Origin of the sequence: Candidatus Poriferisodalis sp., from assembly GCF_965208485.1 — a bacterium.
Classification (GTDB): domain Bacteria; phylum Actinomycetota; class Acidimicrobiia; order Acidimicrobiales; family Poriferisodalaceae; genus Poriferisodalis.
In genome coordinates, this window is the sequence record NZ_OZ242344.1 from 131,202 (window position 1) to 154,034 (window position 22,833).

Genomic DNA, 22,833 nt, shown 5'->3' on the forward strand with positions numbered 1-22,833 from the left:
CTTTTCGGGAGAGAACCGATGGAGCTCACCGGCGCTCAGGCGTTGATGCGAAGTCTCGAGATGAGCGGGGTCGAGGTGATGTTCGGCCTGCCCGGCGGAGCGATCCTCCCGGTGTACGACCCTGTCCTGGACTCGCCGATCCGTCATGTCCTGGTGCGCCACGAGCAGGGCGCGGGCCACATGGCTCAGGGCTACGCCCATGTCACCGGCAAGCCCGGTGTGGCGATGGTCACCAGCGGCCCGGCCGCGACCAACATCGTGACGCCGCTGTGCGATGCCTTCATGGACTCGATCCCCATGGTGGTCGTGACCGGTCAGGTGGCCATGTCGGCCATCGGTTCTGATGCCTTCCAGGAGTGCGACACCACGGGCATCACCATGGCGGTCACCAAGCACAACTACCTCGTGACCGACCCGGCCGACATCCCGCGCATCGTGGCCGAGGCCTTCCACATCGCCACGACGGGGCGACCGGGGCCGGTGCTGATCGACCTGCCCAAGGACGTCAGCAACGCGACGATGGACTGGTACTGGCCCGATGCCGTCGATCTGCCGGGCTACCAGCCACGCCGTGAGGTCGATCCGGCCGCAATCGCCGAAGCTGCCCAGCTCGTCCGCACGGCGGAGCGTCCCGTCATCTACGCCGGCGGGGGACTGCTGAAGGCCCGAGCGGCCGAAGCGCTGCTGGAGTTCGCCGAAATGTGCGAGATCCACGTGGCGACGACCCTGATGGCGCGTGGCGTGTTCCCGGACCGTCACCGGCTGTGCCTCGGCATGCCCGGCATGCACGGCAACTACACCGCGGTGACCGCGATGCAGCAAGCCGACCTGCTCGTCAACCTCGGTGCCCGCTTCGATGATCGGGTCACGGGCAACCCCGCGCACTTCGCCCCGGGCGCCAAGGTCATTCACGTCGACATCGACCCCGCCGAGCACGGCAAGGTGCGGGTGCCCGACGTGGCCATCGCCGGCGACGCCAAGGTGGCGACCGAGGCACTGATCGAAGCGCTGCGCCCCACTGACGGCAGCGCCGCCACCGATGCGATGGCGGATCGATCCGCGTGGAAGTCGACAGTCTCGGGCTGGCAGGAGCAATACCCCCTGAGCTACGACCAGCCGTCAGGCGGCTACCCGCTCAAGCCGCAGTACGTGGTGGAGCAGCTGCGTGATCACACTCCCGACGACACGATCGTCGTGGCGGGCGTGGGACAGCACCAGATGTGGGCGAGCCAGTTCTGGCAGTTCGATCACCCCTACACCTGGGTTAACTCGGGCGGTCTGGGCACGATGGGATTCGCGGTACCTGCGGCCATCGGGGCCAAGGTTGGCCGTCCGGATCGAACCGTGTGGGCGATCGACGGGGACGGCTGTTTCCAGATGACCGCACAGGAGCTGATCTCTGCCAGCGCCGAGAACATCCCGGTGAAGGTCGGCATCCTCAACAACGCCTACTTGGGCATGGTGCGCCAGTGGCAGGAGCTCTTCTACGCGGAGCGCTACAGCGAGGTATACCTCAGCGCCGACCATCCCGACTACGTGGGCTGGGCCGAGGCTATGGGATGCGTCGGCATCCGGGTGGAGTCAGCGGAAGAAGTGGTTCCTGCCATCACCAAGGCGAACGCCGTCAATGACCGCCCGGTGGTGGTCGACTTCCGTGTCGACACCGAGGAAAAGGTGTACCCGATGGTGCCGGCGGGCGGATCCAACGACGACATCATTCTCGGTCCTGAGGGCGACGCTGATGCGGCTTTGAAGGGTTCGGCGCCGTCGTGAGCGGCGCGCAGGGCCCAAACCTGTCCCCTGAGGAAACCGCGGTGGTCAGCCTGCCGCAGGAACCCGACCTGCACATCTTCGCTGCCATCGTGGAGAACAAGTTCGGCGTGCTGGCACGGATCGCCGGGCTGTTCAGCCGGCGCGGCTTCAACATCTTCTCGCTGGCGGTGGCCCCGACCGCCGATCCCGACTACAGCCGCATCACCATCGTGGTGGACGTCCACAACACCGACGTCAACCAGATCGCGAAGCAGCTCGACAAGCTCGTCAACGTCATCAACATCAGCGAGCTGCACCCGTCCGATTCGCTCGAGCGGGAGCTGATGCTGGCCCGCGTCGGCGCCGTCGACCTCGAAGCCGTCATCGAGGTGATCTCCGAGTACGGCGGGGAAGTGCTCGATCACGCCGACGGCGAAGCCATTGTGAGCGTGAGCGCGCATCCGGACCGGCTGGACCGGTGCGAACGCCAGCTGCGCCCGTTCGGCCTGCATGTGCTGCAGCGCACCGGCCGCATCGCATTGCGGGCGCTCGATGCCGATGAGCCCGCCGTCGGCATGACCACCTGAGACTGGCAGACTCCCGTCCCGCCAACTCAGAATCCTCAAGGAGCGACAACCATGCCCGCCACCATCTACTACGAAGAAGACGCGGATCTCGGCCAGTTCGCAGGCCGCACCGTGGCCGTCATGGGCTACGGGTCCCAAGGCCACGCTCATGCCCTGAACCTGCGGGACAGCGGCGTGGATGTCGTGGTGGGGCTGCGCGAAAGCTCGTCGTCGCGCCCGAAGGCGGAGGCCGAAGGCCTGCGCGTCGCCGGCATGGCAACGGCGGCTGCCGACGCCGACATCATCATGATGGCATTGCCCGACACCGACCAGGCAGCCATCTACGACTCCTCGATTGCGCCGAACCTGCAGCCGGGCAACGCCATCGCCTTCTCGCACGGCTTCAACATCCATTTCGGACAGATCAGCCCGCCCGATGAGGTCGATGTATGGATGATCGCTCCGAAGGGCCCCGGGCACAACGTGCGACGCACCTATGTGGAGGGCGGTGGGGTCCCTGCGCTCGTGGCTATTCACCACGATGCCACCGGGCACGCGCTGACAGACGCGCTCGCCTATGCGAAGGGCATTGGCGGCACCCGCGGGGGTGTGCTCACCACGACGTTCGCAGAGGAAACCGAGACCGACCTGTTCGGCGAGCAAGTGGTGCTCTGCGGGGGGCTGACCGAGCTCATCCGCGCCGGGTACGAGACGTTGGTCGAGGCCGGCTACCAGCCCGAGTCCGCCTATTTCGAGACGCTGCACGAGGTGAAGCTGATCGTCGACTTCATCTACGAGGCGGGCATCTCGGGCATGCGCTACTCGATCTCGACGACCGCCGAGTACGGCGACATGACCCGGGGATCGCGCATCATCACCGACGAGACCCGTGCGGAGATGAGGCGCATCCTGGCCGAGATCCAGGACGGCAGCTTCGCCCGCGAGTGGATCGACGAGAACCGCAACGGTCTGCCGAACTATCGCCGCATGGCCGAAGAAGGCCGCCAGCACCCGATCGAGCAGGTCGGCGCGCAGCTGCGGGCGATGATGCCGTGGATCACCGCAGGCCGCCAGGACGTGACCGCAGCCTCAGGCGGCGCCGTTTCCTGACCCGAAACGCGGACACGTGCGCCTTCTCGTAGTCGCAGTTGCTGTTTCCCGCTCTTGTTCCCAGTTTCGATTCAATACGGGCTCACGGGCCGCTCGGGCCACGACTGTGCCTAGCGGCACAGTCTCTGACCCGCCGCGAGGCGGTGGCAGAATCGAGGCGTGGTCGAAGTCGTCGTAACGCCGGTGCGGGTGCCCCGAGCGGGCGACCTGCTAGTGGCGACGCCGCGCTTGGTGGACCCGAACTTCGACCGCACCGTGGTGTTCGTGATCGAGCATCAGGAGGCGGGCACGCTCGGCGTCGTCATCAATCGCGACTCGGGGATCTCGTGCGCTGCAGCGGTCCCGCGTTGGGCGCCTCGATTCTCTGAGGGGGCGGCGGTCGGGTTGGGTGGACCGGTCGAGCCGCAGGGGCTGCTGGCCTTGGGAACGACCCTCGCCGCGCCATCTGCGCAAGAACACTCGGCTTCCAGCGCTGGAGGCGAGTCGTCAGAGACTGAGGGCGTGTGGCGATCGGTCAGCAGGGGAGTGGGTCTCGTGAACCTCACGGCGGATCCGTCAGAGCTCGACGCTGAGGTGGTCGCCGTGCGCATCTACGGCGGCCACGCGGGATGGGGTCCCGGCCAACTGCGGGGCGAGCTGGAGGCTGGGTGCTGGTGGGTGTTCGACGCTTCGGCAGGTGACCTGACCGCTGACGCGACCACGCTTTGGTACGACGTGCTGGCGCGCCAGCCCGCTCCAGCCTGCCTGCTCGCGAACTATCCCGACGATCCGTCACACAACTGAATGGCCAAACTCGGACCATGTGCCTGATACATCGCTTCTGGCGTTGACTGCCAGCGCGCGGCGTCGCGGCGTCGCCGACGAACTGGCAGGAAGGTCACTGCTACGTTTGGCATTTGCGCTGCTAAGCAGTCTCACAGCACTCACGAATGGAGCACCCTCATGAGCGACTCAGAGGAGTCAGCGGCGTCTGACGGCGAGGGTCACGGGGCATCCTCGGCGGTCACCGGCTGGGCCGAACTGGGCAACGGCGATGTCGTCGAGCTGGCTTCACCCGGTGCACGCTTCGGCGCTCGCATCCTCGATGCCATCGCGATCATCGTCGTTATGTTCGCCGTGTTTGCTCTCGGTCTTGTAGGCACTCTCGGTCTTGTAGGCACCAGTGGCGATCTTGTAGGCACCAGTGGAACCTCTGGCGACAGTGATGGGACAGCAGTCGCTGGGTTCTTCGCTGGGTTCTTCGCATCAGCACTTGCTGCCGCCGCGGTCGGTTTGCTGTATGAAGTCGTGCAAATTGCGTTGTGGGGTCAGACTCTCGGCAAGCGCGCTACCAGTGTCAAGGTGGTCAACGCGGTACACGGTGGCGAGCCGGGTTGGGGCAAGTCGATCGGCCGTTGGGTGATACCTGGTCTGTTGGCGTTGATTCCGTTCATCGGCTGGCTGTTGTCGCTGATCTGCTACCTCAGCCTCTTGTGGGACCGAGTGCGTCAAGGCTGGCACGACAAGGCCGCCGGCACCCTCGTCATCAGAACCTGAGGCGAGCCCACTGACGACCTGAGGGAGCAGGGACGCTGTTTGTTGAGCGAGTACCGCGATCCGTTGTCACACGGCGATGGGCGCCGTACTGGTTGGGCCGAACTCGCAGCGGCTTTAGCAGGATGCCGAAAAAGTCGGTTTTCGGGCGGTGCCCAGTTGCAAACCCGCAGGTCAGGGGCTTGCGCTTCCGGCCAGACCTGCATATTTCAGCAGCCTGTTAGAGCCGCTCGACGATGTAGTCGATGCAGGCGGTGAGGGCTTCGGCGTCTGAGGGTTCTATGGCGGGGAATGCCGCTATGCGCAGCTGGTTGCGGCCCAGCCTGCGGTAGCCCTCGGTGTCGACGATGTCGTTGGCCCGGAGCGCCGCGGCGATGTCATCGGCGCTCACGCCTTCGAAGTCGATCGTGCACACCACGGGGGAGCGCATCGCGCTGACTGTGACGAATGGCGAGGCGAAGTCGCGGGCTGCCGCCCAGCCATAGACGGCGCCGCTGGAGGCCGCCGAACGCGATGCGGCCCAAGCGAGGCCGCCGCCGTCGAGCATCCACTCGGCGGTCTCCAGCGTCAGCAGGATCGTCGCCAAGGCGGGCGTGTTGTAGGTCTGGTCCTGGCGGGAGTTGCGCACCGCGATCGCCAGATCCAGCGTGGCGGGCTTGTAGCGGCCCTCGCTGTCGATCCGCTCGATGCGGTCGGCTGCTGTCGGTGAGCACAGTGCGATGAAAAGCCCGCCGTCGGCGGCGAAGGCCTTCTGCGGAGCGAAGTAGTAGCAGTCGACGTCAGCCGGATCCCATGTCATGGCGCCCGCGGCCGACGTTGCGTCAACCATGACGAGCGCCGGCGTCGTGCCGCTTCGTGCTCCATCGAGCTGGGGTTGGTTCAGATGCATGGCTACCCCAGTGGACGTCTCGTTGTGGGTCAGCGCGTACACGTCGATCTCAGCGGGATCTGCGGACTCGGGCACCGGATGGCTGCCATAGGGCGACGCGATAACCGCCGGATCTTCCAGATGGGGCGCGGCAGCGGTGACGGCTGAGAATTTCTCGGAGAACTCGCCGAAGGCCAGGTGCTGTGCTCGGCGTTCGATCATCGAGAAGGCGGCAGCGTCCCAGAAGCCCGTGCTGCCGCCGTTGCCCAGCACCACCTCCCAGCCCTCGTCCAGGCCGAAGAGCTCTGCCATTGCCGCTCGCAAACGGCCCACGACCGAGCGGACTCCGGTGCGGCGATGCGAAGTGCCCATGTAGTCGTGTGCCCGAGCCGCGAGCGCCTTCACGGCCTCGGGGCGGACCTTGGACGGACCCGAGCCGAACCGCCCATCGGCGGGTCGCAGCTCGGCGGGTATGGAAATCGATGAGGGAGACGCAGACATCGGCTGCCACTATTGCGCCCGGGCCGGTCGCGGACAACCACATTTCGCTGACAATTCGCCAAGAGGCTGAGCCGGCAGGCGAAGCCGTGACCCGAGCGGCCCGTGAGTCCGTCTCCAATGAGAATCGGGAACAAGAGCGGGAAGTATCTGGTGCGAACAGAAGCAGGTTCCGCTACCCACGCGAGTCCTCAAGCCGGGTCCGACTCGTCGTGCGGGGTGGCGCAACACGACTTGGCGGCGAGACTGTCGGGCGCTCGCAGCAGCAGGTCGAGCAGACGGGAGACGCTCAATGAGCAATCGAGTATCGGCGGCACTGGCGGGCATCGCCCCGTCGGCCACCCTCGCGGTGGACGCCAAGGCCAAGGCGCTGCGGGCGGCGGGCGAGAACGTGATCGGCTTCGGCGCCGGCGAACCCGATTTCCCGACACCCGAGCACATCGTGGACGCCGCAGCGGCCGCTTGCCGAGACGCGGCGAACCACCGTTATTCGCCCGCCGGCGGTCTGCCTGCGCTGAAGACCGCGCTGGCCGCCAAGACCAAGCGAGACAGCGGCCTCGACTGGGATGCCGGCCAATTCCTGGTCACGAACGGCGGCAAGCAGGCTGTCTACAACACCATGGCCGCGCTCATCGATCCCGGTGACGAGGTGCTGCTGCCCGCGCCCTACTGGACGACCTATCCCGAGGCGATCCGGGTGTTCGGCGGCGTGCCGGTCGAGGTGTTCGCCGGCATCGAGAGCGGGTTCCGGGTGAGCCTGGACCAGCTCGAGGCGGCACGCACCGACCGGACGAAAGCACTGCTGTTCGTGTCGCCGTCCAACCCGACCGGTGCCGTGTACCCGCGCGACGAGATCGTGGCCATCGGCCAGTGGGCATTCGAGCACGGCCTGTGGGTGATCACCGACGAGATCTACGAGCACCTCACCTACGGCGACGCCGAGCATCACTCGCTGCCGGTGCTCGTGCCAGAGATCGCTGATCGCTGTGTCGTGCTCAATGGCGTCGCCAAGACCTACGCCATGACCGGCTGGCGGGTCGGGTGGATGGCCGGACCGCCCGATGTCATCGCCGCGGCGACGAACCTGCAGAGCCACGCCACCTCCAACGTCTGCAACGTTGCCCAAGCGGCGGCTCTTGCAGCGGTCTCAGGCGATCTCGACGCAGTGGCCATGATGCGGGCGGCGTTCGACGTTCGCCGTCGGCGCATCAGCGAGATGCTCAACTCGATCGACGGCGTCGAGTGCCCGGAACCTGAGGGTGCGTTCTACGCGTTCCCCAATATGGAAGGGCTGCTGGGACGCCGCTACGGCGATGCCGAGGCGAACACGACGCTGGAGCTGGCAGCAGCCGTGCTCGAGCAGGCCAAGGTGGCATTCGTGCCCGGCGAGGCGTTCGGCGCCCCTGGCTATGCCCGGTTCTCGTTCGCCATGGGTCTCGACGATCTCTCCGAAGGCATCAGCCGCGTAGCTGACTTGGTGGCGTGACATGGCTCGAGTCGTGGTCGCCGAGCCGCTTGCGGATGCCGGCTTGGACTTGCTGCGCGCTGCGGGTCACGACATCGACATTCGCAACAGGCTCAGCGCAGATGACTTGCGTCGAACCATCGTCGGCGCGCATGGGCTGATCGTCCGCTCCGCGACACAGGTCGATGCTGAGCTGCTGGCGGCAGGTGAATCGCTGGTGGTCGTCGGGCGAGCCGGCGTCGGGCTCGACAACGTCGATGTGGCTGCGGCCTCCGAGCGGGGTGTGATTGTCTGCAATGCGCCCTACAGCAACGTCGTGTCGGCCGCGGAAATGACCGTCGCCTTGATGCTGGCGCTCGCCCGCCATGTGCCCCAAGCGCATCAGGCGCTGGCGGAGGGGCGCTGGGAGCGCGGCAACTGGGGCGGCATGGAGATCTGCCGTAAGACGGTGGGAATCCTGGGCTTGGGCCGTGTCGGGCGGCTGGTGGCGCAGCGGATTGCGCCGTTCGATGTGGCGCTCATTGCCTACGACCCCTACGTGAGCGCCGAGTCGGCCCGCGCGGCTGGGGTCGACATGGTCTCGTTCGAAGAGCTGCTCGAGATGTCAGACATCATCACGCTGCACATGCCACGGACAGCCGAGACGGCCGACCTGCTCGGCGCGGAGAATCTCGCCAAATGCCGCCCGCATGCCCTCATTGTGAACACGGCGCGGGGCGGCATTCTCGACGAGGCGGCCGCCGCGGTTGCTCTCGAGGAATGCCGGCTGGGCGGTGTCGCGGTGGATGTCTACGCGAGCGAGCCCGCCACTGACTCCCCGTTGTTCGGCCGCCCCGATGTCGTGGCCACCCCGCATCTCGGCGCCAGCACCACTGAGGCACAAGACCGCGCCGGCACCCAGATCGCCGAGCAGGTCAATCTGGCCCTGGCCGGCGATCCCGTCCCCTACGCCGTCAATGCCTAGCGTCAGTGCTGGGCAGCGACTGCGGCGGCGTCGGGGTGCCTCAGGTAGCGGTCGGGAATCTCGAAGCCGAAGATGCGGGCGGCATTGAGGCCCAGAATCCTTGCCCGCTCGCCGTCGGTGAGGTGGCTCATCGTTCGCTCGATGGCCTGCGCCGAGTACGGCCACGAGCCTTCATGGTGCGGGAAGTCGTTCGCCCACAGGAAGTTGTCGACGAGGCCGTGCTCGCGGGCCAGATCCAGGCCCGCAAGATCTTCCTGGAAGCTGGCGAAGCCCTGCCGCTTGAAGTACTCGCTGGGCAGCATCTCCAGCTTGGGCCGCACCCACATGTGGTGCTTGAGGTAGGCCTCGTCCATGGCGCCCAGCATCCAGGGCACCCAGCCGATGCCTGCCTCGATCGATCCGAACTGCAGCTTGGGATGCCGCTCGGCGACGCCCGAGGCGCAGATATTGACCAGCGGCTCCATGGTGGGCGCCAGCGAGTGCACCGCGTAGTTGATGACAGCACCGCCCTGGCTGCGGGAAGTGCGCGGATCGCGCCCGGTCGAGACGTGGAACGTGACCGGCAGACCGACCTCGTCGATGCAGTCCCACAGGGGTTCCATCTCGCGCAGGTTGTAGTTGAGGTCATCCACGTCGGGCGGTCCGAACACTGGCTTGGCCGGCAGGCTCAATCCCTTGAAGCCGAGCGCAGCGCATCGCTGAATCTCGGCGATCGCGAGGTCCAGCGCGGCCGGTGCGATGCACGCCATCGGCGCCAGACGGTCGTTGTGGTCGGCGAATTCCTCCCACGCCCACTCGTTGTAGGCGCGGCACATGGCGTGGCTGAACTCGGCATCGGGCGTGGCCCAGATGGACAGCCCCTTGTTCGGGAACAGAACCTCAGCGTCGCAGCCGTCGAGAGCCAGATCGCGCAGCCGAGCCTCAGGATCGCGCCCCGACTGGTTGCGCAGCTTCTCGTGGCCCTCGAACGGCTTGGTCCAGTTGAGCTTGGCCGGCCGGAAGCCCTCCGCCTTCTGGAAGAACTGCTCCTCGGTCGCGCTGCCGCCTTCACTCTTGGCGCCTTCACCCTTGGCGCCGTCGCCCTTCGAGCCCTTGCCATGAACGTCCATGGCCTTGGTGACAGCGATCGTCGGCAGCCGGTGGTGGAACCTGGGATCGATGCGGTCGTACAGGAACGTGTTCGGCTCCTGCACATGCCCGTCGGCGGAGCACATGAAGAACTTGTCGTCGGCGTCCGGCCGCGCCGAGCGCACCCAGCCCTCATTGCCCGGCGTCTCCAGTCGCCACACATTGTTGACATCAGGTTCAGGAATGGTGATTGCCATGTCAGTGACTCCAAGTCAGGGGCATGCGGGAGAAATCGCCAAGGGCGCGGCCGCGCAGCCAGGACCATGACGCGTGTGTTCCATGAGTCTGGCACGCATCCGTTCGCAGCAACCCGGCAGCCCGAGCAGACGTGTTCCTAGGAGTCCGCTGAGCAATTGGCTTGTCGGGGCGGTTGAATTGTCGGTGGAGTGGTCCCGGGCGGGTTGGGCGGTTCGGCAGCGGGACCGAAGGATCTCCCTGAGTCTGCGGCGGCTCGAGTTGGCCGACGGTGTGCTCGGGTCGCCATTCAGCAAGTTCTATCAGGCGGTAAAACAACTACTAGCAATGAGGTAAAACACCTAATAGTCTTGTCTGAGCAGAGAACACGACGGCGGAAGCTGCACTGCCTCTGTCGGATCGACATATAGCCGCGAGCAGGGAGGCAATTCGGTGGTGACACGGCACGCAGAAGTCCATCGACACATTGAGCCCAGGCTGCGACATGCGCTGGACACCTTTCGAGTCGTCGTGCTCGGGGGGCCACGGCAGTCGGGCAAGACGACCTTGGCGCATCGGATCGTGGGCAGTGGCACCTACCTCAACCTCGATGATCCGACCGTTCGCTCGTTCGCGCTCGACGATCCGACAGGCTTCATAGCCGACCGCCCCCGGCCGATCGTGATCGACGAGGTGCAGCGAGGAGGTGATGACCTCGTGCGTGCTGTCAAGCTGGCGGTCGATGCCGATCCGACTCCTGGGGGCTTCCTGCTGACCGGATCGACGAGCTTCCTGACAGTTCCGGTGTTCTCCGAGTCTCTGGCAGGTCGAGCTGTTTTCTTCGATTTGGCGCCGTTCTCACAAATCGAGATGGAAGGCAGTGGCGACGGCTTGCTGCCGCGATTGCTCGACGGCACTCCCGACCGGACGGGGGCAATCCAAGAGTTATTGCATGCCGCACCGTCCACAGCGTCCCGGGCCGACTACGCCGAGCGCATCTGCCGCGGCGGCTACCCCGAAGCAATCAGCTTGGGGGAGTCAGACCGCCGGCTGTGGTTCGACGCATACGTGCATACCGCCGTGACGCGCGACATCGTCGAGGTCACTGGGGCTCGCCGCTCCACCGAGTTGGCGCGCCTGCTCCGAGCGGCTGCAGCCAGGACGGCCTCAGAGCTCGTGATGCGCGACGTCCACCGCGACCTGGAGTTGGGCAGCATCGACACCACCGCCGACTACCTGTCGTATCTGGAGATGACCCACCTAGTCACGCGGCTCGGCGGCTGGGCGACTGGCGCGGCCACGCGCGCCAAGCGCCGCCCAAAGATCCATGTCAACGACACCGGACTCGCGACGGCGCTGCTGGGACTCACCGCCGAGTCACTGAATGATCCGGCAAGCGAACAGCGCGGACCCCTGCACGAGACGTTCGCAGTCAACGAACTGCGCCGTCAAGCCTCGGCAATGGGCCAGGCGCTCAACTTCAGCCACTATCGCGACTCCCGCGGCCGCGAAGTGGATCTGCTCATCGAACGTCCGGACGGCCGGATAATCGCCGTGGAGATCAAGGCCGGAGCGACGGTGCGGCCCACCGATGCCAAGTGGCTGGCATGGCTCAGGGACCTCATCGGGGACAGGTTCGAAGCTGGCCTCGTTCTCTACACCGGCTCAGCACCACTGCCCGTCGCGGATCGCGTCGTGGCGCTTCCCCTGTCATACCTCTGGGAGACCTGACCCCGCTGCCTTGGGGCAATGAGATCGCGTGATTCCTGCCCCGGGATCCGATCAGGCCACCGCAGCAGATCGCGAAATTGGCCGCATGTGGAGGCACCGGTGCTAGTACGCGATGAATGCTGGCTGTCCCCAGCACTCGATATTCCCGCTGCGCCGGAGTCCGCACGCGTGGACTCCGCTCGCTGCAACCTTGACGAAGTCCTTGCCCGTAGGCGGAGTCGACTGGCCGAATCCATCGTCTCCCCAGCACTCGACGCTGTGGTGTTGACGCTGACGTCGATGAAGCTGGCATCGGCATCGGGCGATCGTCGAAAACGATGCGTTTCCCAGCAACGGTGGTACCCATCGGCACTTGCCGCGCAGAAGTACCCGTCCGTTGCGCTGATCGACGTGAACACTCGACCCTCGATGTCGGTCGGCGGCGCCACAACAGGTTCAGCAGCGTTCCACCACTCGTCCGCTTCGAGTGTTGGACGCTGCGAGCGGGACGTCCCCCAGCATGAGACGAGACCGTCGAGCGTGATCCCACAGGTCGAGGCGTCCGAGGCTGCGATCGTGGTCAGGCGAAACGGAACTGCTCGGACGCTTCCGAGCATGCCAGCCGCTGGTCCGGTCTCCGCCGCGGTGTTGGGTGCCTCGTACGCAAGCAGCCGGTCCAGCCAGACTGCCATCGTCGCCCGAGTCAGCGGAGCATCGGTACAGAGTTGCTGCGTCGAGCATTCGGTTCCGTCGAAGACACCGAGACGGTCGAGCGCCGTGATGTCGGTGAAGTGCTGCTCGGGCAGATTGACGATGAACGGTTCTAGGTGTGCTGGAGCGGAGAATTGGGCGTCGCCCCAGCAGATCACCTCGCCAGTCTTACGCAGCCCACAGGTGCTGTCACCCTCGGCGTACAGGTCCGAGAACACCTCGCCTAGCGGCGCTCTTGACTGTCCGGCGTCGTTGGCACCCCAACAGCGGATGTCCCCTTTCCGCAGGTCAGAGACCTGCGCATGGGGGAAAATCACGCGACTTGACTGATGGCGGACCCAAACCGCACGTGTGCAGCTCCCCGGCCGAGAGCGTGCTGAACCTGCTGAGTTGAGGCGGAGCGCTCTGTCCGAAGGAGTTGTCCCCCCAGCACGCAGCCCTGCCGCTGACGTCGAGTGCACAAGTGTGTCCGGCACCAGCGGCTATCTGCGTCCACGATGTACCGACAGGGGCATTCAACTGATCGGCGGCATTGCTGCCCCAGCAGTAGATCGCTCCGTCATGGTGCAGTCCGCAAACATGAACAGCACCGGCATCGATGCTCGCAAACGCGAGATTGCCGAGTCGAGGCGGCGGTGCGGCCATCAACGGCTCACCCCAGTGGTAGATCGGCCAGCACTCAGCGCGGCCGTCGACATCTAGCGCGCATACCTGTGAGGCAGTGACCGCAAGCTCTGTGTAGTTGCCGTTCTCGTAGGGACAAGGTTGCGCCCAATCGGCCAGGACTCCGCGGATAGTGCCGCTCTTCGTCCCAGCAGAAGATGCTGCGGTCGACGCGCAGGCCACACGTGTAGTCGTGAGCGTCGATTGCAACGAAGCTGCTCCAAGCGCGACTCGAAGCAGTGCCCGTGTAGCCGTACTCGCTCGGCAGATTGCCCCAGCACTGGACACGACCATCGGCCAACAGCCCGCAGGTGTGCGTCCTCCCAGCGGCGATGTCGACAAAGCGTGCTGGCGGCGGACGATCCCGTTCGCAGTACTCGTCCATGGTGCATGGCGATTCCACGACCGACGACGGCGCCGAGTCGGCGAGTGCGGCTTCAGCGCGGGACGCCGCTGCAGCCAGCTCGCGGATGACCGATTCGTCGACTGGCTGCTGCGGCTCTCGCGGCCACAACCGCTCGAAAGCGGCATTCCACCGTTCAGCCGCTGAGACACTCGGATTCGTTGGCAAGACGAGTTGCGGTGTGCCCGCCGGTGCCGCCTCGGTGCTCGCGTCCGCGACGGCATCTGGCGTGAGGGAGGCGGGTTCCGACGCAGTTCCTCCCGTGGGCGAAACCGGCGAGCAGGCCGATGCGAATATCCCTGCACAGCAGAGTGCGACGCCGAGGCTCCCGCGAATGCCCGTGAATCGCACCGCCTCACTCTATGAGAGCACTTCACGCTTGCTAGTGGTGCGTCGTTGAAATGGCTGGGGCTGAAGCAAGCCCATTCTTGCAGGTCAGCGAGCTGCATGATGCCCGGAGGAAAACTGCGACACACCACTAGGAAGGCTCGTGGCGCCATCGCGAGCCGCTTGCGAGCGGGGTCGTTCAGCAATCTGGTTGCAGTCGTGACCGGAGCCAGTCGGGGGGCAGTGTGCCCTTGTGGGCGATGACGCTGATGGACCCGCGGCCGATCGACACACTTGATTCCGCAGGGTGTGCAGTGACTGAAGTGCGAGCGCCGACGGCTTGCACCACATAGATCGCGACGTCGCCGCTCGACGCTGCGACGGGTACCAGTCCCTTGAGGCGGGCGACGCCGTTGGGCAGGTCGGCGAGGAGTGATTCGACGACGGGCATCGGCACGGGGGCATCGAGTTCGACGGTCTGTGACTCGAACACGTCTTCGGCGGTGTCGTGAGCGGTGGGGGCGCTTGAAGCGATCGTGCCTGGAGACCGTCCGGCTGCATGCGCACGGTGTTCCGGCCCGAAGATCACCTCCATCGGCACGGCTGCGCGGCTCGCGCGCACCAGCGTGGCACCGCTGGCGATGCCGGCCAGCCAGTCGCACAGGGCGTCGGCGTCTTCGGGAGCGGCCAGCAGGTCGATCTTGTTGATCACCACCAGATCGGCCGCCGCGAGCTGTATCCGCACGGTGTCGGCCACCCAGCGGTGGTTGGCTTGGCGCCGCACCTGCTCGGCGTCGGCCAGCACCACCACCGCATCCAGGGCCAGGCCCGGCGTGTGGCCATAGGCGGCAATCTGGTTCGGGTCGGCCACGCCGCTTGCTTCGATGAGCAGTCGTGCCGGCGGAACGCCGGCCGAGCGAACCGTGTCGAGCGCCGCAGCGAACCCCTCCGCCAGGCTGCAGCAGATGCATCCGTTGGCCAAGGTCAGCTTGTCGCTGTCGGCCGCGATGATGAGGTCCTCGTCGATGGAGATCTCGCCGAAGTCGTTCACGATGACGGCGATCCGCTCGTCGGTGGAACGCAGGATGTGGTTGACCAGTGTCGTCTTGCCCGCGCCGAGGTAGCCGCCGATGACTGTGATGGGTATGCGCTGGTCGCTCGTCATTCCCGTTGCTCGCTCACTGGGTCGCTCGGCGAGTCTCAGTCTTGCGGCTGCATTCGACGCTCGGATTCGGTGATACTCGATGCGCCGCGGGTCCGAGGGTGGCGGACGCAAGAAGCTGCCCGCGCTCGGGGCTCAGGTCTCGCCGATCTGCGCGGGCTGCAGCACGCCGCCGAGCACGGTGCCCCACACGCCGATGTCGCGCAGCGCCATCGGATCGACCGAGAGCGGATCGTCTTCCAGGACCGCGAAATCGGCCAGCTTGCCTGCCTCGATGCTGCCGATCTCTCCGTCCAGCTTGAGCTGCCGCGCCGCGTCGATCGTTATGGCTCGCAACGCGTCCGGGACGTCGATTCGCTCATCGAGCCCCAGCACCTGGCCCGACGCCGTCACCCGGTTCACCGCGCACCAGGCCGTCTGCAGGTGGCCCAGCGGCGTGATGGGCGAATCGGAGTGGATCGAGAAGCTGACACCGTTCGCCAAAGCTGTCCCGCAGGCATCCATCCGCGCAGCACGCTCGGGGCCAACGGTCGCGTCGCGGTGCTGATCGCCCCAGTAGTAGATGTGGTTCGAGAAGATGTTGGCGTGCATGCCGAGCGCTGCCATGCGCCGGTACTGGGCGGGCGTGGTGAGCTGGCAGTGCTGAACGGTGTGGCGGTGGTCCCAGCGCGGATACCGCCGCAGGACTTCCTCGACGGCGTCGATGAACGCTTCTGACGCTTCGTCGCCGTTGCAGTGGCAATGCACCGTCAAGCCGGCCCGGTGATACGGCTCGATCAAGTCGGCCATCTGGTCGGGTGCAGTCAGCCACAGGCCGTTGCCGATGTGTCCGGGCGGCGGCTTGTAGTAATGCGGCCAGCTGATCCGGGCGGTGAAGCCCTGGATCGAACCGTCCAGGATCACCTTCACGATGCCGAAACGCAGCTTCGAGGTCTGCTCGTCCATCAGCTGCACACACAGTTCGGCAAGCTCGGCCGGATCGGCCACAGCCCCGAACAGATTCGACATCGCCACCATCACCCGCGCCGGATAGGCGGGATCGCTGGTCACCGTCTTCCAATTGTTGAGCTGCTCCGCGTCCCACAGCTGCGTTGTGCCCAAGTCGGTCAGCAGGGTGTGCCCAGCATTGCGGGCCTCGTTCGCGTAGCGCCAGCGGGCCTGTTCGGTGCGGTTGGCCTTCATCATGTCGGTGAAGGCGTCGCCGGCGAGCATCATGCCTGCTGGCTCGTGCAGTTCGCCGTTGGGCAGGCCGTCGCCGCCGCGCGCAACGCCCGGACTGGTGGCCGTCTCGTCGATGCCGCAGCGCTCCATGAGCGCCGAGTTGATGGTCGCCAGATGCCCGCTGGCGTGCATCACCAGCGTCGGCCGATCGCCCGTCACGGTGTCGAGGTGGCTGGCCACGAGCCGCTCGCCGGGAAAGTAGATCGGGTCGAGCCCCCACGCGTGCAGCGTCTGCGAGTCATCGGGAAGATCCGCGGCCGCCTTGCCCAGCCGTTCGAGCACGTCGGTGATCGACTTGCAGCCCGGCCACAATTGCCCCTGCGGGTCGCGCCGGTCGAAATAGCCCACGTAGGTGGAGTTCCACAGGCCGCCGGACATCACATGGCAATGCGCTTCGATGAATCCGGGCATGATCACGTGGTCGGAGAAGCACGGGTCGACGCGATGCTCGCCCCACGAGGCGAGCTCGTCGAGGCTGCCGACACCCAGAATGCGGTCGCCCGCCACTGCGACGGCTTCGCCGAACGCAAACGCGGGGTTGATGGTGATGACCCGGCGCGCCGGGTAGATGACGAACGGCTCGTTCTTCTCGCTGCCGCTGGCGTGGGCTGTCGTCATGAGTCGCGGACCTCCTCTGCCACGCTGGGTTGGTTTTATGGGGCTTGCGCCACGCTGGGCTGGTCGCTCGTGGCTTGCGCCACGAGGTGCCCAGGTTCGATCTCGACGAGCGTCACGGGATCGGGGGCGGTGCCGGCCTCAAAGACTGGGCTCGGCACCTCGTCGGTCTGCACCGATCGATCGGTCCGGCGGCGGCCTGGGTCGGCAATCGGCACGGCATCCAGCAGCCGCTGGGTGTAGGCGTGCGTCGGGTTCTCGAAAATGGCCCGGCGAGGTCCCAGTTCGACGATCTGGCCCAAGTACATCACGCCGACGCGGTGCGCGATCCGCTCCACGACGGCGAGATCGTGGCTGATGAACAGGTACGACAGGCCCAGTTCGGACTGCAGATCCATCATCAGGTTGATCACCTGTGCCTGGATCGACACATCGAGCGCCGAGACCGCTTCGTCCGCGATGACCAGCTCGGGCCGCAGCGCCAGTGCCCGGGCGATGCAGATCCGCTGGCGTTGACCGCCCGAGAACTGGTGCGGGTACTGCCGCATGTCGTCCGGCGACATGCCCACCCGCCGCAGCAGGTCGGCCACGATGTCGTTGATCTCGCCGCGAGGCGCGGCACGGTGAATCTCGAGCGGCTCCGCGATGGCCTTGCCCACCGTCCGGCGGGGATCGAGGCTGGCAAACGGGTCTTGGAAGACGATCTGTACCTTGCGCCGGTGCGGTCGCAGATCGCGAGGCCCGAGATTGGTGATGTCGGTGCCGTCGAGGCGGATCGTGCCGCTGGTGGGATTCAGCAGGCGGATGATGAGGTAGGCCAGCGTCGACTTCCCGCAGCCGCTCTCGCCGACGACGGCGAGCGTTTCGCCCCGACCGATCTCGAGGCTGACCTGCTCCACGGCGTGCACCCGCGCCCCGTGGCTGGCAGGAAAGTGCTTGGTAAGTGACTCGACCTCGACGATCGGCCCAGCGGCCCTCGGCGCAGCGGCCCCGTTCGTGTTCATGAATCCGAGCCCCCGAGCTGGGACACGCCGGCGGATTCGAGGGCATCGGGATCGATGAGGTTAAAGCGCTGCGGATCGTCCAGACCCGTCATCGAGCCGAGACGCGGCACCGCAGCGAGCAGCGAGCGCGTGTACGGCTCGGTGGGCCGGTCGAAGATGTCGCCGACATCGCCGCGTTCGACGACCCGTGACCGTTGCATCACCACCACCTCGTCCGCAACCTCTGCCACGACGCCCATGTCGTGGGTGATGATCAGCACTGCCGCACCGGTCTCGCGTTGCATCTCGGCGATCAGGGCAAGGATCTGGGCTTGGATCGTGACATCCAGTGCCGTGGTGGGCTCGTCGGCAATCAGGATCGCAGGGTCGCACGCCAGCGCCATCGCGATCATCACCCGCTGGCGCATGCCGCCCGACATCTCGTGCGGGTACTGGTCGATGCGGCGAGAGGCGTCCGGTATCCGCACCCGGTTCAGCATCTCCAGTGTGCGCTCGCGAGCCTCGCGCCGGTTCATGCCCAGGTGCAGCCGGAGCGCCTCGCCGATCTGGCTGCCGACGGTGTACACCGGATTGAGGCTGGTCAACGGCTCTTGGAAGATCATCGAGATGCGGTCACCGCGGATCTCTCGCATCTGCGGTTCAGGCAGCTGCAGAAGGTCGTCCACCTTCCCGTCGTCGTGACGGAGCAGCGCTTCGCCGGTGCGGATCTGCGCACGGGTGCCGATCTCGATGAGTCGCATAATCGACAACGCAGTGACCGACTTGCCTGAACCCGATTCGCCGACCACCGCCAGGGTTGCGCCGTCGTGCAAGTCGAACGACACGTCGTTCACGGCCACGAAGTCGTCGAATGCCACGGTCAACCCGCGAAGGCGCAGCCTCGGAGTGGTGCCGTTCTCGCCTCCTGCGTCGGCCGTGCTGGTTTCGCCTCCTGCGTCGGCCGTGCCGTTCTCGCCTCCTGCGTCGGTCGTGCTCATCGATCAGCGCCCCCGCAGCTTCGGGTTGTAGGCATCTTGCAAGCCGTCGCCGATCAGGCTGAAGCTCAGCACGGTGAAGAAGATGGCCAGTCCCGGGAACGTGACCGACCACCACGCCGTCAGGAAGTTGCCGCGGTTCAGGCCAATCATCAATCCCCAACTGGTGCTGTTGGGATCGCCGAGTCCCAAGAATGCCAGTCCCGCCTCGAACAGGATGGCGGTGCCCATGATCAGCGTGGCCGACACGATCAGCGGAGGAAGTGCGTTGGGGAACACCACCCTGCGGATGATGCGCCAATCCGTTGCGCCGAGCGCTCTGGCGGCCCGCACGAACTCGAGATTCTTCAGTCTCAGGAACTCCGCGCGGGTGATGCGGGCGATGCCCGGCCAAGCGACGACGCCGATGGCGAACGAGATCGTCCACATCGATGGCTCGAACAGCGCCACCACCACCATCGCGAACAGCAGCGCGGGCAGCACCTGGAAGAACTCGGTGAAGCGCATGAGCGCACCGTCCGCCCAGCCGCCGTAGTAGCCGGCCACCGCACCGATGCTGATGCCGATCACGAGCACCGTCGCGGCGGCGATCGCTGCCACCGTCAGGCTGGTGGTGCCGCCGCTGATGACCCCGGCCAGCACATCTCGCCCGAGGTAGTCAGTGCCCAGCCGGGCTTCGGCGAGCTCGCCGGGACCGATCAACGGTCGGGCCACGATGTCCTTCGGGTCTTGGCCGTACAACCGCGGCCCGGCGACTGTCATGAAGATGACGCCTGCCAGCATCAGTACTCCGACAACGGCCGCCTTGTTGCGCACGAACAGCCGCAGTGTTTCTCGCCCGGGTCTGACCGACCCGGCGTTCTCGCGACCTGGGCGTCCCGATCCGCCTTCGCCGCCAGCGCCGAGTCCAGGTGTGACCGGCAGATCGGCGGCCGCCATTTCGCTGCGTCCCATTGCGTCAGACATTGGTGCGCTCCCGCAACCTGATGCGCGGGTCGATGATCGTGTACAGCAGATCGGTCAGCAGGTTCGCCACGATCACCATGACCGATGACACCATCAGCACGCCAAGCAGCACTGAGGTGTCCCGCCGAAGGATGGAGTCGAACGCGAGCCTTCCGAGGCCGGGCCAGTTGAAGACAGTTTCGACGAGCAACGCGCCCGACAGCAGCGCCCCGAACTGCAGACCGATCACCGTCACCACGGGAATGATCGCGTTGCGCAACGCGTGCTTGTACACCACGCGGCGTTCGCCCAGCCCCTTCGCCCGGGCGGTGCGCACGTAGTCCGATTCGAGCACTTCCAGCATGGAGGCCCGCGACAAGCGGCTGTACTGCGCCAAGTAGATGAGGCCCAGCGTCAGGGCCGGCAGTATCAGATGCTCGCCGACGTCGAGGATGTTCGCGAGCATGCCTTCGCCGTAGCTCACGTCGTGCCAGCCCTGCACCGGCAGCAGCTTCCAGGTTGACGCGAACAGAATCACCAGCATGATGCCGGTCCAGAACACCGGCATCGAGAACCCCACGAGGGCCAGCACCGTTGCGCCGTGGCTCCATGGGCTCTCGGGGCGGCGAGCGGTCGCCACGCCGACCATGGTTCCTGCCGCAACGGCAAACGCCAGCGCGGTGCCTACCAGCAGCACTGTCGGCCACAGCCGTGCCCCAATGAGGGAAGTGACTGACTGGTTGAAGAAATACGAATCGCCGAGATCGCCGGTGGCGACACGGCCGATGTAGGACCCGAGCTGCACCACGAATGGACGATCCAGGCCGTACTGCTCTCGGATCTCTGCGAGCAACTCAGGGTCGCCGGCACCGCTCTCGCCCACGATCACCGTGGCGGGATCGCCGGGCGTCAGGTGTATCAGCAGGAAATTGAGGCACATCACTGCCAGGATCAGCCCCAGTGCTTGGGCGATCCTGGCAGCGATGGACCTCAGCATGAATTGACCTCTGGATCAGTGACCGGCGACGTCAAGCGACGTGGGCCGTGTCGTCGCTACTGGTCCAGCCAGACCTCGTGCATCGGCGACATCATGCCCCAGATGGTGCTGGTCGGTGGGTTCTGGACACGCGGGTTGTAGGCCTGCCAATACTGAGGTGTCGCCAGATAGTAAATCGGCACATCCTCGGCGACGATCTGCTGGAACTGGGCGTACAGCGCAGCGCGGCGGTCGGCGTCGAGTTCTTGGCCGGCCTGCGCCAGGATCCGGTCGACCCTGGAGTTTGAGTAACCGGTGTTGTTCGTCCAGATTCCCTTATCGATGTTGTCGCTGAGATACGAGCGGTGGACGCCGATGACCGGATCACCCCAGTTCCAGACATTGTTGATCGTCATCTGATATTCGCGGCCCGCGATGCGACCGGCCCATGTCGGGAAGTCGGGCGAGACGCTCAGCTCCACGTTGATGCCGGCGTCCTCGAGCGCCTGCACCACGTACTCGGCGTAGATCACCTGCGTCGGCGGGATGTAGTCGATGGTGAGGCTGAGCTCGCCCTCGCCGTAGCCGGCCTCGGCCAGCAGCGCCTTCGCGCGGTCGACGTCATGGTCGTAGGCGTTGACCGTGGAGTCGTGGAACGGGCTTGCCGTCACGATGCCCGATGTGGCCGGGATAGTCAGACCTTGGTCGAGCGCGTCGATCATGAAGTCACGGTCAATGGCGTAGGCGATGGCCTGGCGAACCCGCTTGTCCGACAGCGCCGGATCGTCCACGTTCATCTCCAGCCACTGGATCTGCCCGATTGCCTCGTGGCCCCTAGAAGTCACCGTCACGCGCTCATCGTCCATCAGGCGCAGGATGTTCGCCGCCGGCCCGAGCGTGACCGAGAGGTCGATCTCGCCGTTCTCGAGGCCCAGCACGATGTTGGTGGCATCGGGGATGATCTGCACGACGATCTCGTCAAGGCACGGTGCTCCCTCAATGAAGAAGTCATCGAAGCGTTCCATCCGGATGATGGTGCCGGCCTCGTACTCGGCCAGCCGGAACGGACCGGAGCCGACGAAATCCTCGGTGTTGCGCGGGTGAGTCGGCATCTCGTGGCCGTCGTCGAAGATGTGCTTCGGGATGACGGGTAGCAGCGCTGGCGACATCGCCAGCAGGATCGCCGGGTGCGGCTGACTCAGGTTGATGACCGCGGTGTGCTCGTCAGGCGTGTCTACGCTCGTCACCGGTGCGTACATCGTCTTGAACGGGTGATGCGCCTGCACCGTCTGGATGGAGAACGCCACGTCAGCAGAGGTGATGGGCATCCCGTCGTGGAACACGGCGTCGTCCACGAGGTGCAGCGTCACCGAGAGGCCGTCATCGGCAATCTCCCAGTCATGCGCCAAGTACGGCATCGGATTGTACTCGGCGTCGTACCGCAGCGGGCTGGCATTGAGCTGCGTGCCGGGCACCGCCGTCGCGTAGCCCGACTGCACCGTGCCGTTCAGGTGCCGTGGCACCTGCGTGCTGCCGATGATGAGTGTTCCGCCGACACTGGCCCCGCCGTTGCACGTGTCCATGGCCATGTCGTCGGCCATGTCGTCATCCGTCATGTCGTCGTCGGCCATGTCGTCGGCCATGTCGTCGTCGGCCATGTCGTCGTCGGCCATGTCGTCGTCGGCCATGTCGTCGTCGGCCATGTCGTCGGCCATGTCGTCGTCGGCCATGTTGTCGTCGGCCATGTTGTCGTCGGCCGCGGGTGCCGCACCTTCATCGTCGTCGTCGCTCGCACAGGCCGCAGCGACAAGCGCAACAACAGCCAGTACGGCAACGAGCAGTCGCCATTTCTTCATGGATCGCTCTCCCTCGCCCACGCATGCCTGCCCGCGAGATATTGCGATCAGGTCGAGCAATCCGCCCGAAGCGTGGCGGTACCGTATCGCGACCTGCGGCACGGATCACGCCAAACCGTGTCGCACCAGGCAGACCCAACAGTGACACTCGGGAATATTGTGTAAGCGGCGTGGTCTGAGGGTCCGCAGCTGGGTGCTGTGGGCCGGG

18 protein-coding genes and 1 pseudogene are annotated in these 22,833 nt (G+C 65.9%); 8 read left to right on the forward strand and 11 right to left on the reverse strand.

All coding sequences use genetic code 11. The annotated features are described in order from the left end of the window. Positions 1-18 precede the first annotated feature (18 nt). The 5 genes from ilvB to ACOGXQ_RS00635 all read left to right on the forward strand — a co-directional run bounded on the left by ilvB (position 19) and on the right by ACOGXQ_RS00635 (position 4,964). On the forward strand, positions 19-1,773 hold the full coding sequence (gene ilvB / locus ACOGXQ_RS00615; RefSeq protein WP_419945549.1) for a biosynthetic-type acetolactate synthase large subunit: 1,755 nt from the start codon (positions 19-21) through the stop codon (positions 1,771-1,773). Beyond that, positions 1,770-2,339: an acetolactate synthase small subunit gene (ilvN, locus tag ACOGXQ_RS00620; RefSeq protein ID WP_419945550.1), complete on the forward strand. Its 570-nt coding sequence runs from the start codon at positions 1,770-1,772 to the stop codon at positions 2,337-2,339. The genes ilvB and ilvN overlap by 4 nt, the downstream gene beginning before the upstream one ends. Before the next feature lie 51 nt (positions 2,340-2,390). Further along, positions 2,391-3,428 carry a ketol-acid reductoisomerase gene (gene ilvC, locus ACOGXQ_RS00625; RefSeq protein WP_419945551.1) on the forward strand — a complete coding sequence of 346 codons (1,038 nt, stop codon included), beginning with the start codon at positions 2,391-2,393 and terminating at the stop codon, positions 3,426-3,428. Between the two features lie 159 nt (positions 3,429-3,587). Further along, positions 3,588-4,211: a YqgE/AlgH family protein gene (locus tag ACOGXQ_RS00630; RefSeq protein WP_419945552.1), complete on the forward strand. Its 624-nt coding sequence runs from the start codon at positions 3,588-3,590 to the stop codon at positions 4,209-4,211. 159 nt (positions 4,212-4,370) lie between these two features. Beyond that, a complete protein-coding gene (locus ACOGXQ_RS00635; protein ID WP_419945553.1) occupies positions 4,371-4,964 on the forward strand; it encodes an RDD family protein in 594 nt (197 codons plus the stop codon). Between the two features lie 217 nt (positions 4,965-5,181). Here ACOGXQ_RS00635 and serC read toward each other — a convergent pair whose 3' ends face one another. After that, the gene (gene serC / locus ACOGXQ_RS00640) at positions 5,182-6,330 is read right to left on the reverse strand and encodes a phosphoserine transaminase (protein ID WP_419945554.1); all 1,149 of its coding nucleotides are present in this window, start codon (positions 6,328-6,330) and stop codon (positions 5,182-5,184) included. Positions 6,331-6,619: 289 nt separating this feature from the next. Between serC and ACOGXQ_RS00645 the strand changes: the two genes are divergently transcribed. Together ACOGXQ_RS00645 and ACOGXQ_RS00650 are read left to right on the forward strand one after the other, a co-directional pair. Beyond that, a complete protein-coding gene (locus ACOGXQ_RS00645; RefSeq protein WP_419945555.1) occupies positions 6,620-7,813 on the forward strand; it encodes a pyridoxal phosphate-dependent aminotransferase in 1,194 nt (397 codons plus the stop codon). A gap of 1 nt (position 7,814) precedes the next feature. After that, entirely contained in the window at positions 7,815-8,756 is a 942-nt protein-coding gene (locus ACOGXQ_RS00650; protein WP_419945556.1) for a hydroxyacid dehydrogenase, read from the forward strand. A 2-nt stretch (positions 8,757-8,758) separates the two neighbouring features. Here the strand turns inward: ACOGXQ_RS00650 and ACOGXQ_RS00655 are convergent, their stop codons facing one another. Beyond that, on the reverse strand, positions 8,759-10,081 hold the full coding sequence (locus tag ACOGXQ_RS00655; protein WP_419945557.1) for an amidohydrolase family protein: 1,323 nt from the start codon (positions 10,079-10,081) through the stop codon (positions 8,759-8,761). Between the two features lie 430 nt (positions 10,082-10,511). On the opposite strand from ACOGXQ_RS00655, the gene ACOGXQ_RS00660 reads away from it, so the two are divergent. Further along, a complete protein-coding gene (locus ACOGXQ_RS00660) occupies positions 10,512-11,789 on the forward strand; it encodes an ATP-binding protein (protein WP_419945558.1) in 1,278 nt (425 codons plus the stop codon). Here ACOGXQ_RS00660 and ACOGXQ_RS00665 read toward each other — a convergent pair. The 9 genes and pseudogenes from ACOGXQ_RS00665 to ACOGXQ_RS00705 all read right to left on the reverse strand — a co-directional run bounded on the left by ACOGXQ_RS00665 (position 11,714) and on the right by ACOGXQ_RS00705 (position 22,625). Beyond that, a complete protein-coding gene (locus ACOGXQ_RS00665) occupies positions 11,714-12,796 on the reverse strand; it encodes a hypothetical protein (RefSeq protein ID WP_419945559.1) in 1,083 nt (360 codons plus the stop codon). The two genes, ACOGXQ_RS00660 and ACOGXQ_RS00665, sit on opposite strands and share 76 nt — an antisense overlap. Further along, complete coding sequence (locus tag ACOGXQ_RS00670) at positions 12,768-13,124, reverse strand: hypothetical protein (protein WP_419945560.1); 357 nt, start codon at positions 13,122-13,124, stop codon at positions 12,768-12,770. The genes ACOGXQ_RS00665 and ACOGXQ_RS00670 overlap by 29 nt, the downstream gene beginning before the upstream one ends. A 34-nt stretch (positions 13,125-13,158) precedes the next feature. After that, complete coding sequence (locus ACOGXQ_RS00675; protein WP_419947440.1) at positions 13,159-13,527, reverse strand: hypothetical protein; 369 nt, start codon at positions 13,525-13,527, stop codon at positions 13,159-13,161. 544 nt (positions 13,528-14,071) lie between these two features. Continuing rightward, positions 14,072-15,037, reverse strand: a complete 966-nt coding sequence (locus ACOGXQ_RS00680; protein ID WP_419945561.1) for a CobW family GTP-binding protein — start codon at positions 15,035-15,037, stop codon at positions 14,072-14,074. A gap of 132 nt (positions 15,038-15,169) precedes the next feature. Next, positions 15,170-16,873 (reverse strand): amidohydrolase, encoded by a 1,704-nt coding sequence (locus tag ACOGXQ_RS00685; protein ID WP_419945562.1) that lies wholly within the window; start codon positions 16,871-16,873, stop codon positions 15,170-15,172. Between the two features lie 35 nt (positions 16,874-16,908). After that, a pseudogene (locus ACOGXQ_RS00690) lies at positions 16,909-18,851 on the reverse strand (dipeptide ABC transporter ATP-binding protein). A 3-nt stretch (positions 18,852-18,854) separates the two neighbouring features. Then, a complete protein-coding gene (locus ACOGXQ_RS00695; RefSeq protein ID WP_419945563.1) occupies positions 18,855-19,814 on the reverse strand; it encodes an ABC transporter permease in 960 nt (319 codons plus the stop codon). Beyond that, positions 19,807-20,790, reverse strand: coding sequence for an ABC transporter permease (locus tag ACOGXQ_RS00700; RefSeq protein WP_419945564.1), 984 nt, complete (start codon positions 20,788-20,790; stop codon positions 19,807-19,809). Before ACOGXQ_RS00700 ends, ACOGXQ_RS00695 begins: the two co-directional genes overlap by 8 nt. Positions 20,791-20,846: 56 nt before the next feature. Further along, positions 20,847-22,625: an ABC transporter substrate-binding protein gene (locus ACOGXQ_RS00705; RefSeq protein WP_419945565.1), complete on the reverse strand. Its 1,779-nt coding sequence runs from the start codon at positions 22,623-22,625 to the stop codon at positions 20,847-20,849. Between the last annotated feature and the right edge of the window lie 208 nt (positions 22,626-22,833).

Bases quoted from the DNA above. Each gene is read 5' to 3' on its own strand.
- ACOGXQ_RS00675 (WP_419947440.1), bottom strand. From the start codon at position 13,527: ATGGACGAGTACTGCGAACGGGATCGTCCGCCGCCAGCACGCTTTGTC.
- ilvC (WP_419945551.1), top strand. From the start codon at position 2,391: ATGCCCGCCACCATCTACTACGAAGAAGACGCGGATCTCGGCCAGTTC.
- ACOGXQ_RS00695 (WP_419945563.1), bottom strand. From the start codon at position 19,814: ATGTCTGACGCAATGGGACGCAGCGAAATGGCGGCCGCCGATCTGCCG.
- ACOGXQ_RS00650 (WP_419945556.1), top strand. From the start codon at position 7,815: ATGGCTCGAGTCGTGGTCGCCGAGCCGCTTGCGGATGCCGGCTTGGAC.
- ACOGXQ_RS00670 (WP_419945560.1), bottom strand. From the start codon at position 13,124: ATGGCCGCACCGCCGCCTCGACTCGGCAATCTCGCGTTTGCGAGCATC.
- ACOGXQ_RS00680 (WP_419945561.1), bottom strand. From the start codon at position 15,037: ATGACGAGCGACCAGCGCATACCCATCACAGTCATCGGCGGCTACCTC.
- ACOGXQ_RS00700 (WP_419945564.1), bottom strand. From the start codon at position 20,790: ATGCTGAGGTCCATCGCTGCCAGGATCGCCCAAGCACTGGGGCTGATC.
- ACOGXQ_RS00685 (WP_419945562.1), bottom strand. From the start codon at position 16,873: ATGACGACAGCCCACGCCAGCGGCAGCGAGAAGAACGAGCCGTTCGTC.
- ACOGXQ_RS00705 (WP_419945565.1), bottom strand. From the start codon at position 22,625: ATGAAGAAATGGCGACTGCTCGTTGCCGTACTGGCTGTTGTTGCGCTT.
- ilvB (WP_419945549.1), top strand. From the start codon at position 19: ATGGAGCTCACCGGCGCTCAGGCGTTGATGCGAAGTCTCGAGATGAGC.
- serC (WP_419945554.1), bottom strand. From the start codon at position 6,330: ATGTCTGCGTCTCCCTCATCGATTTCCATACCCGCCGAGCTGCGACCC.
- ACOGXQ_RS00655 (WP_419945557.1), bottom strand. From the start codon at position 10,081: ATGGCAATCACCATTCCTGAACCTGATGTCAACAATGTGTGGCGACTG.
- ACOGXQ_RS00635 (WP_419945553.1), top strand. From the start codon at position 4,371: ATGAGCGACTCAGAGGAGTCAGCGGCGTCTGACGGCGAGGGTCACGGG.
- ACOGXQ_RS00645 (WP_419945555.1), top strand. From the start codon at position 6,620: ATGAGCAATCGAGTATCGGCGGCACTGGCGGGCATCGCCCCGTCGGCC.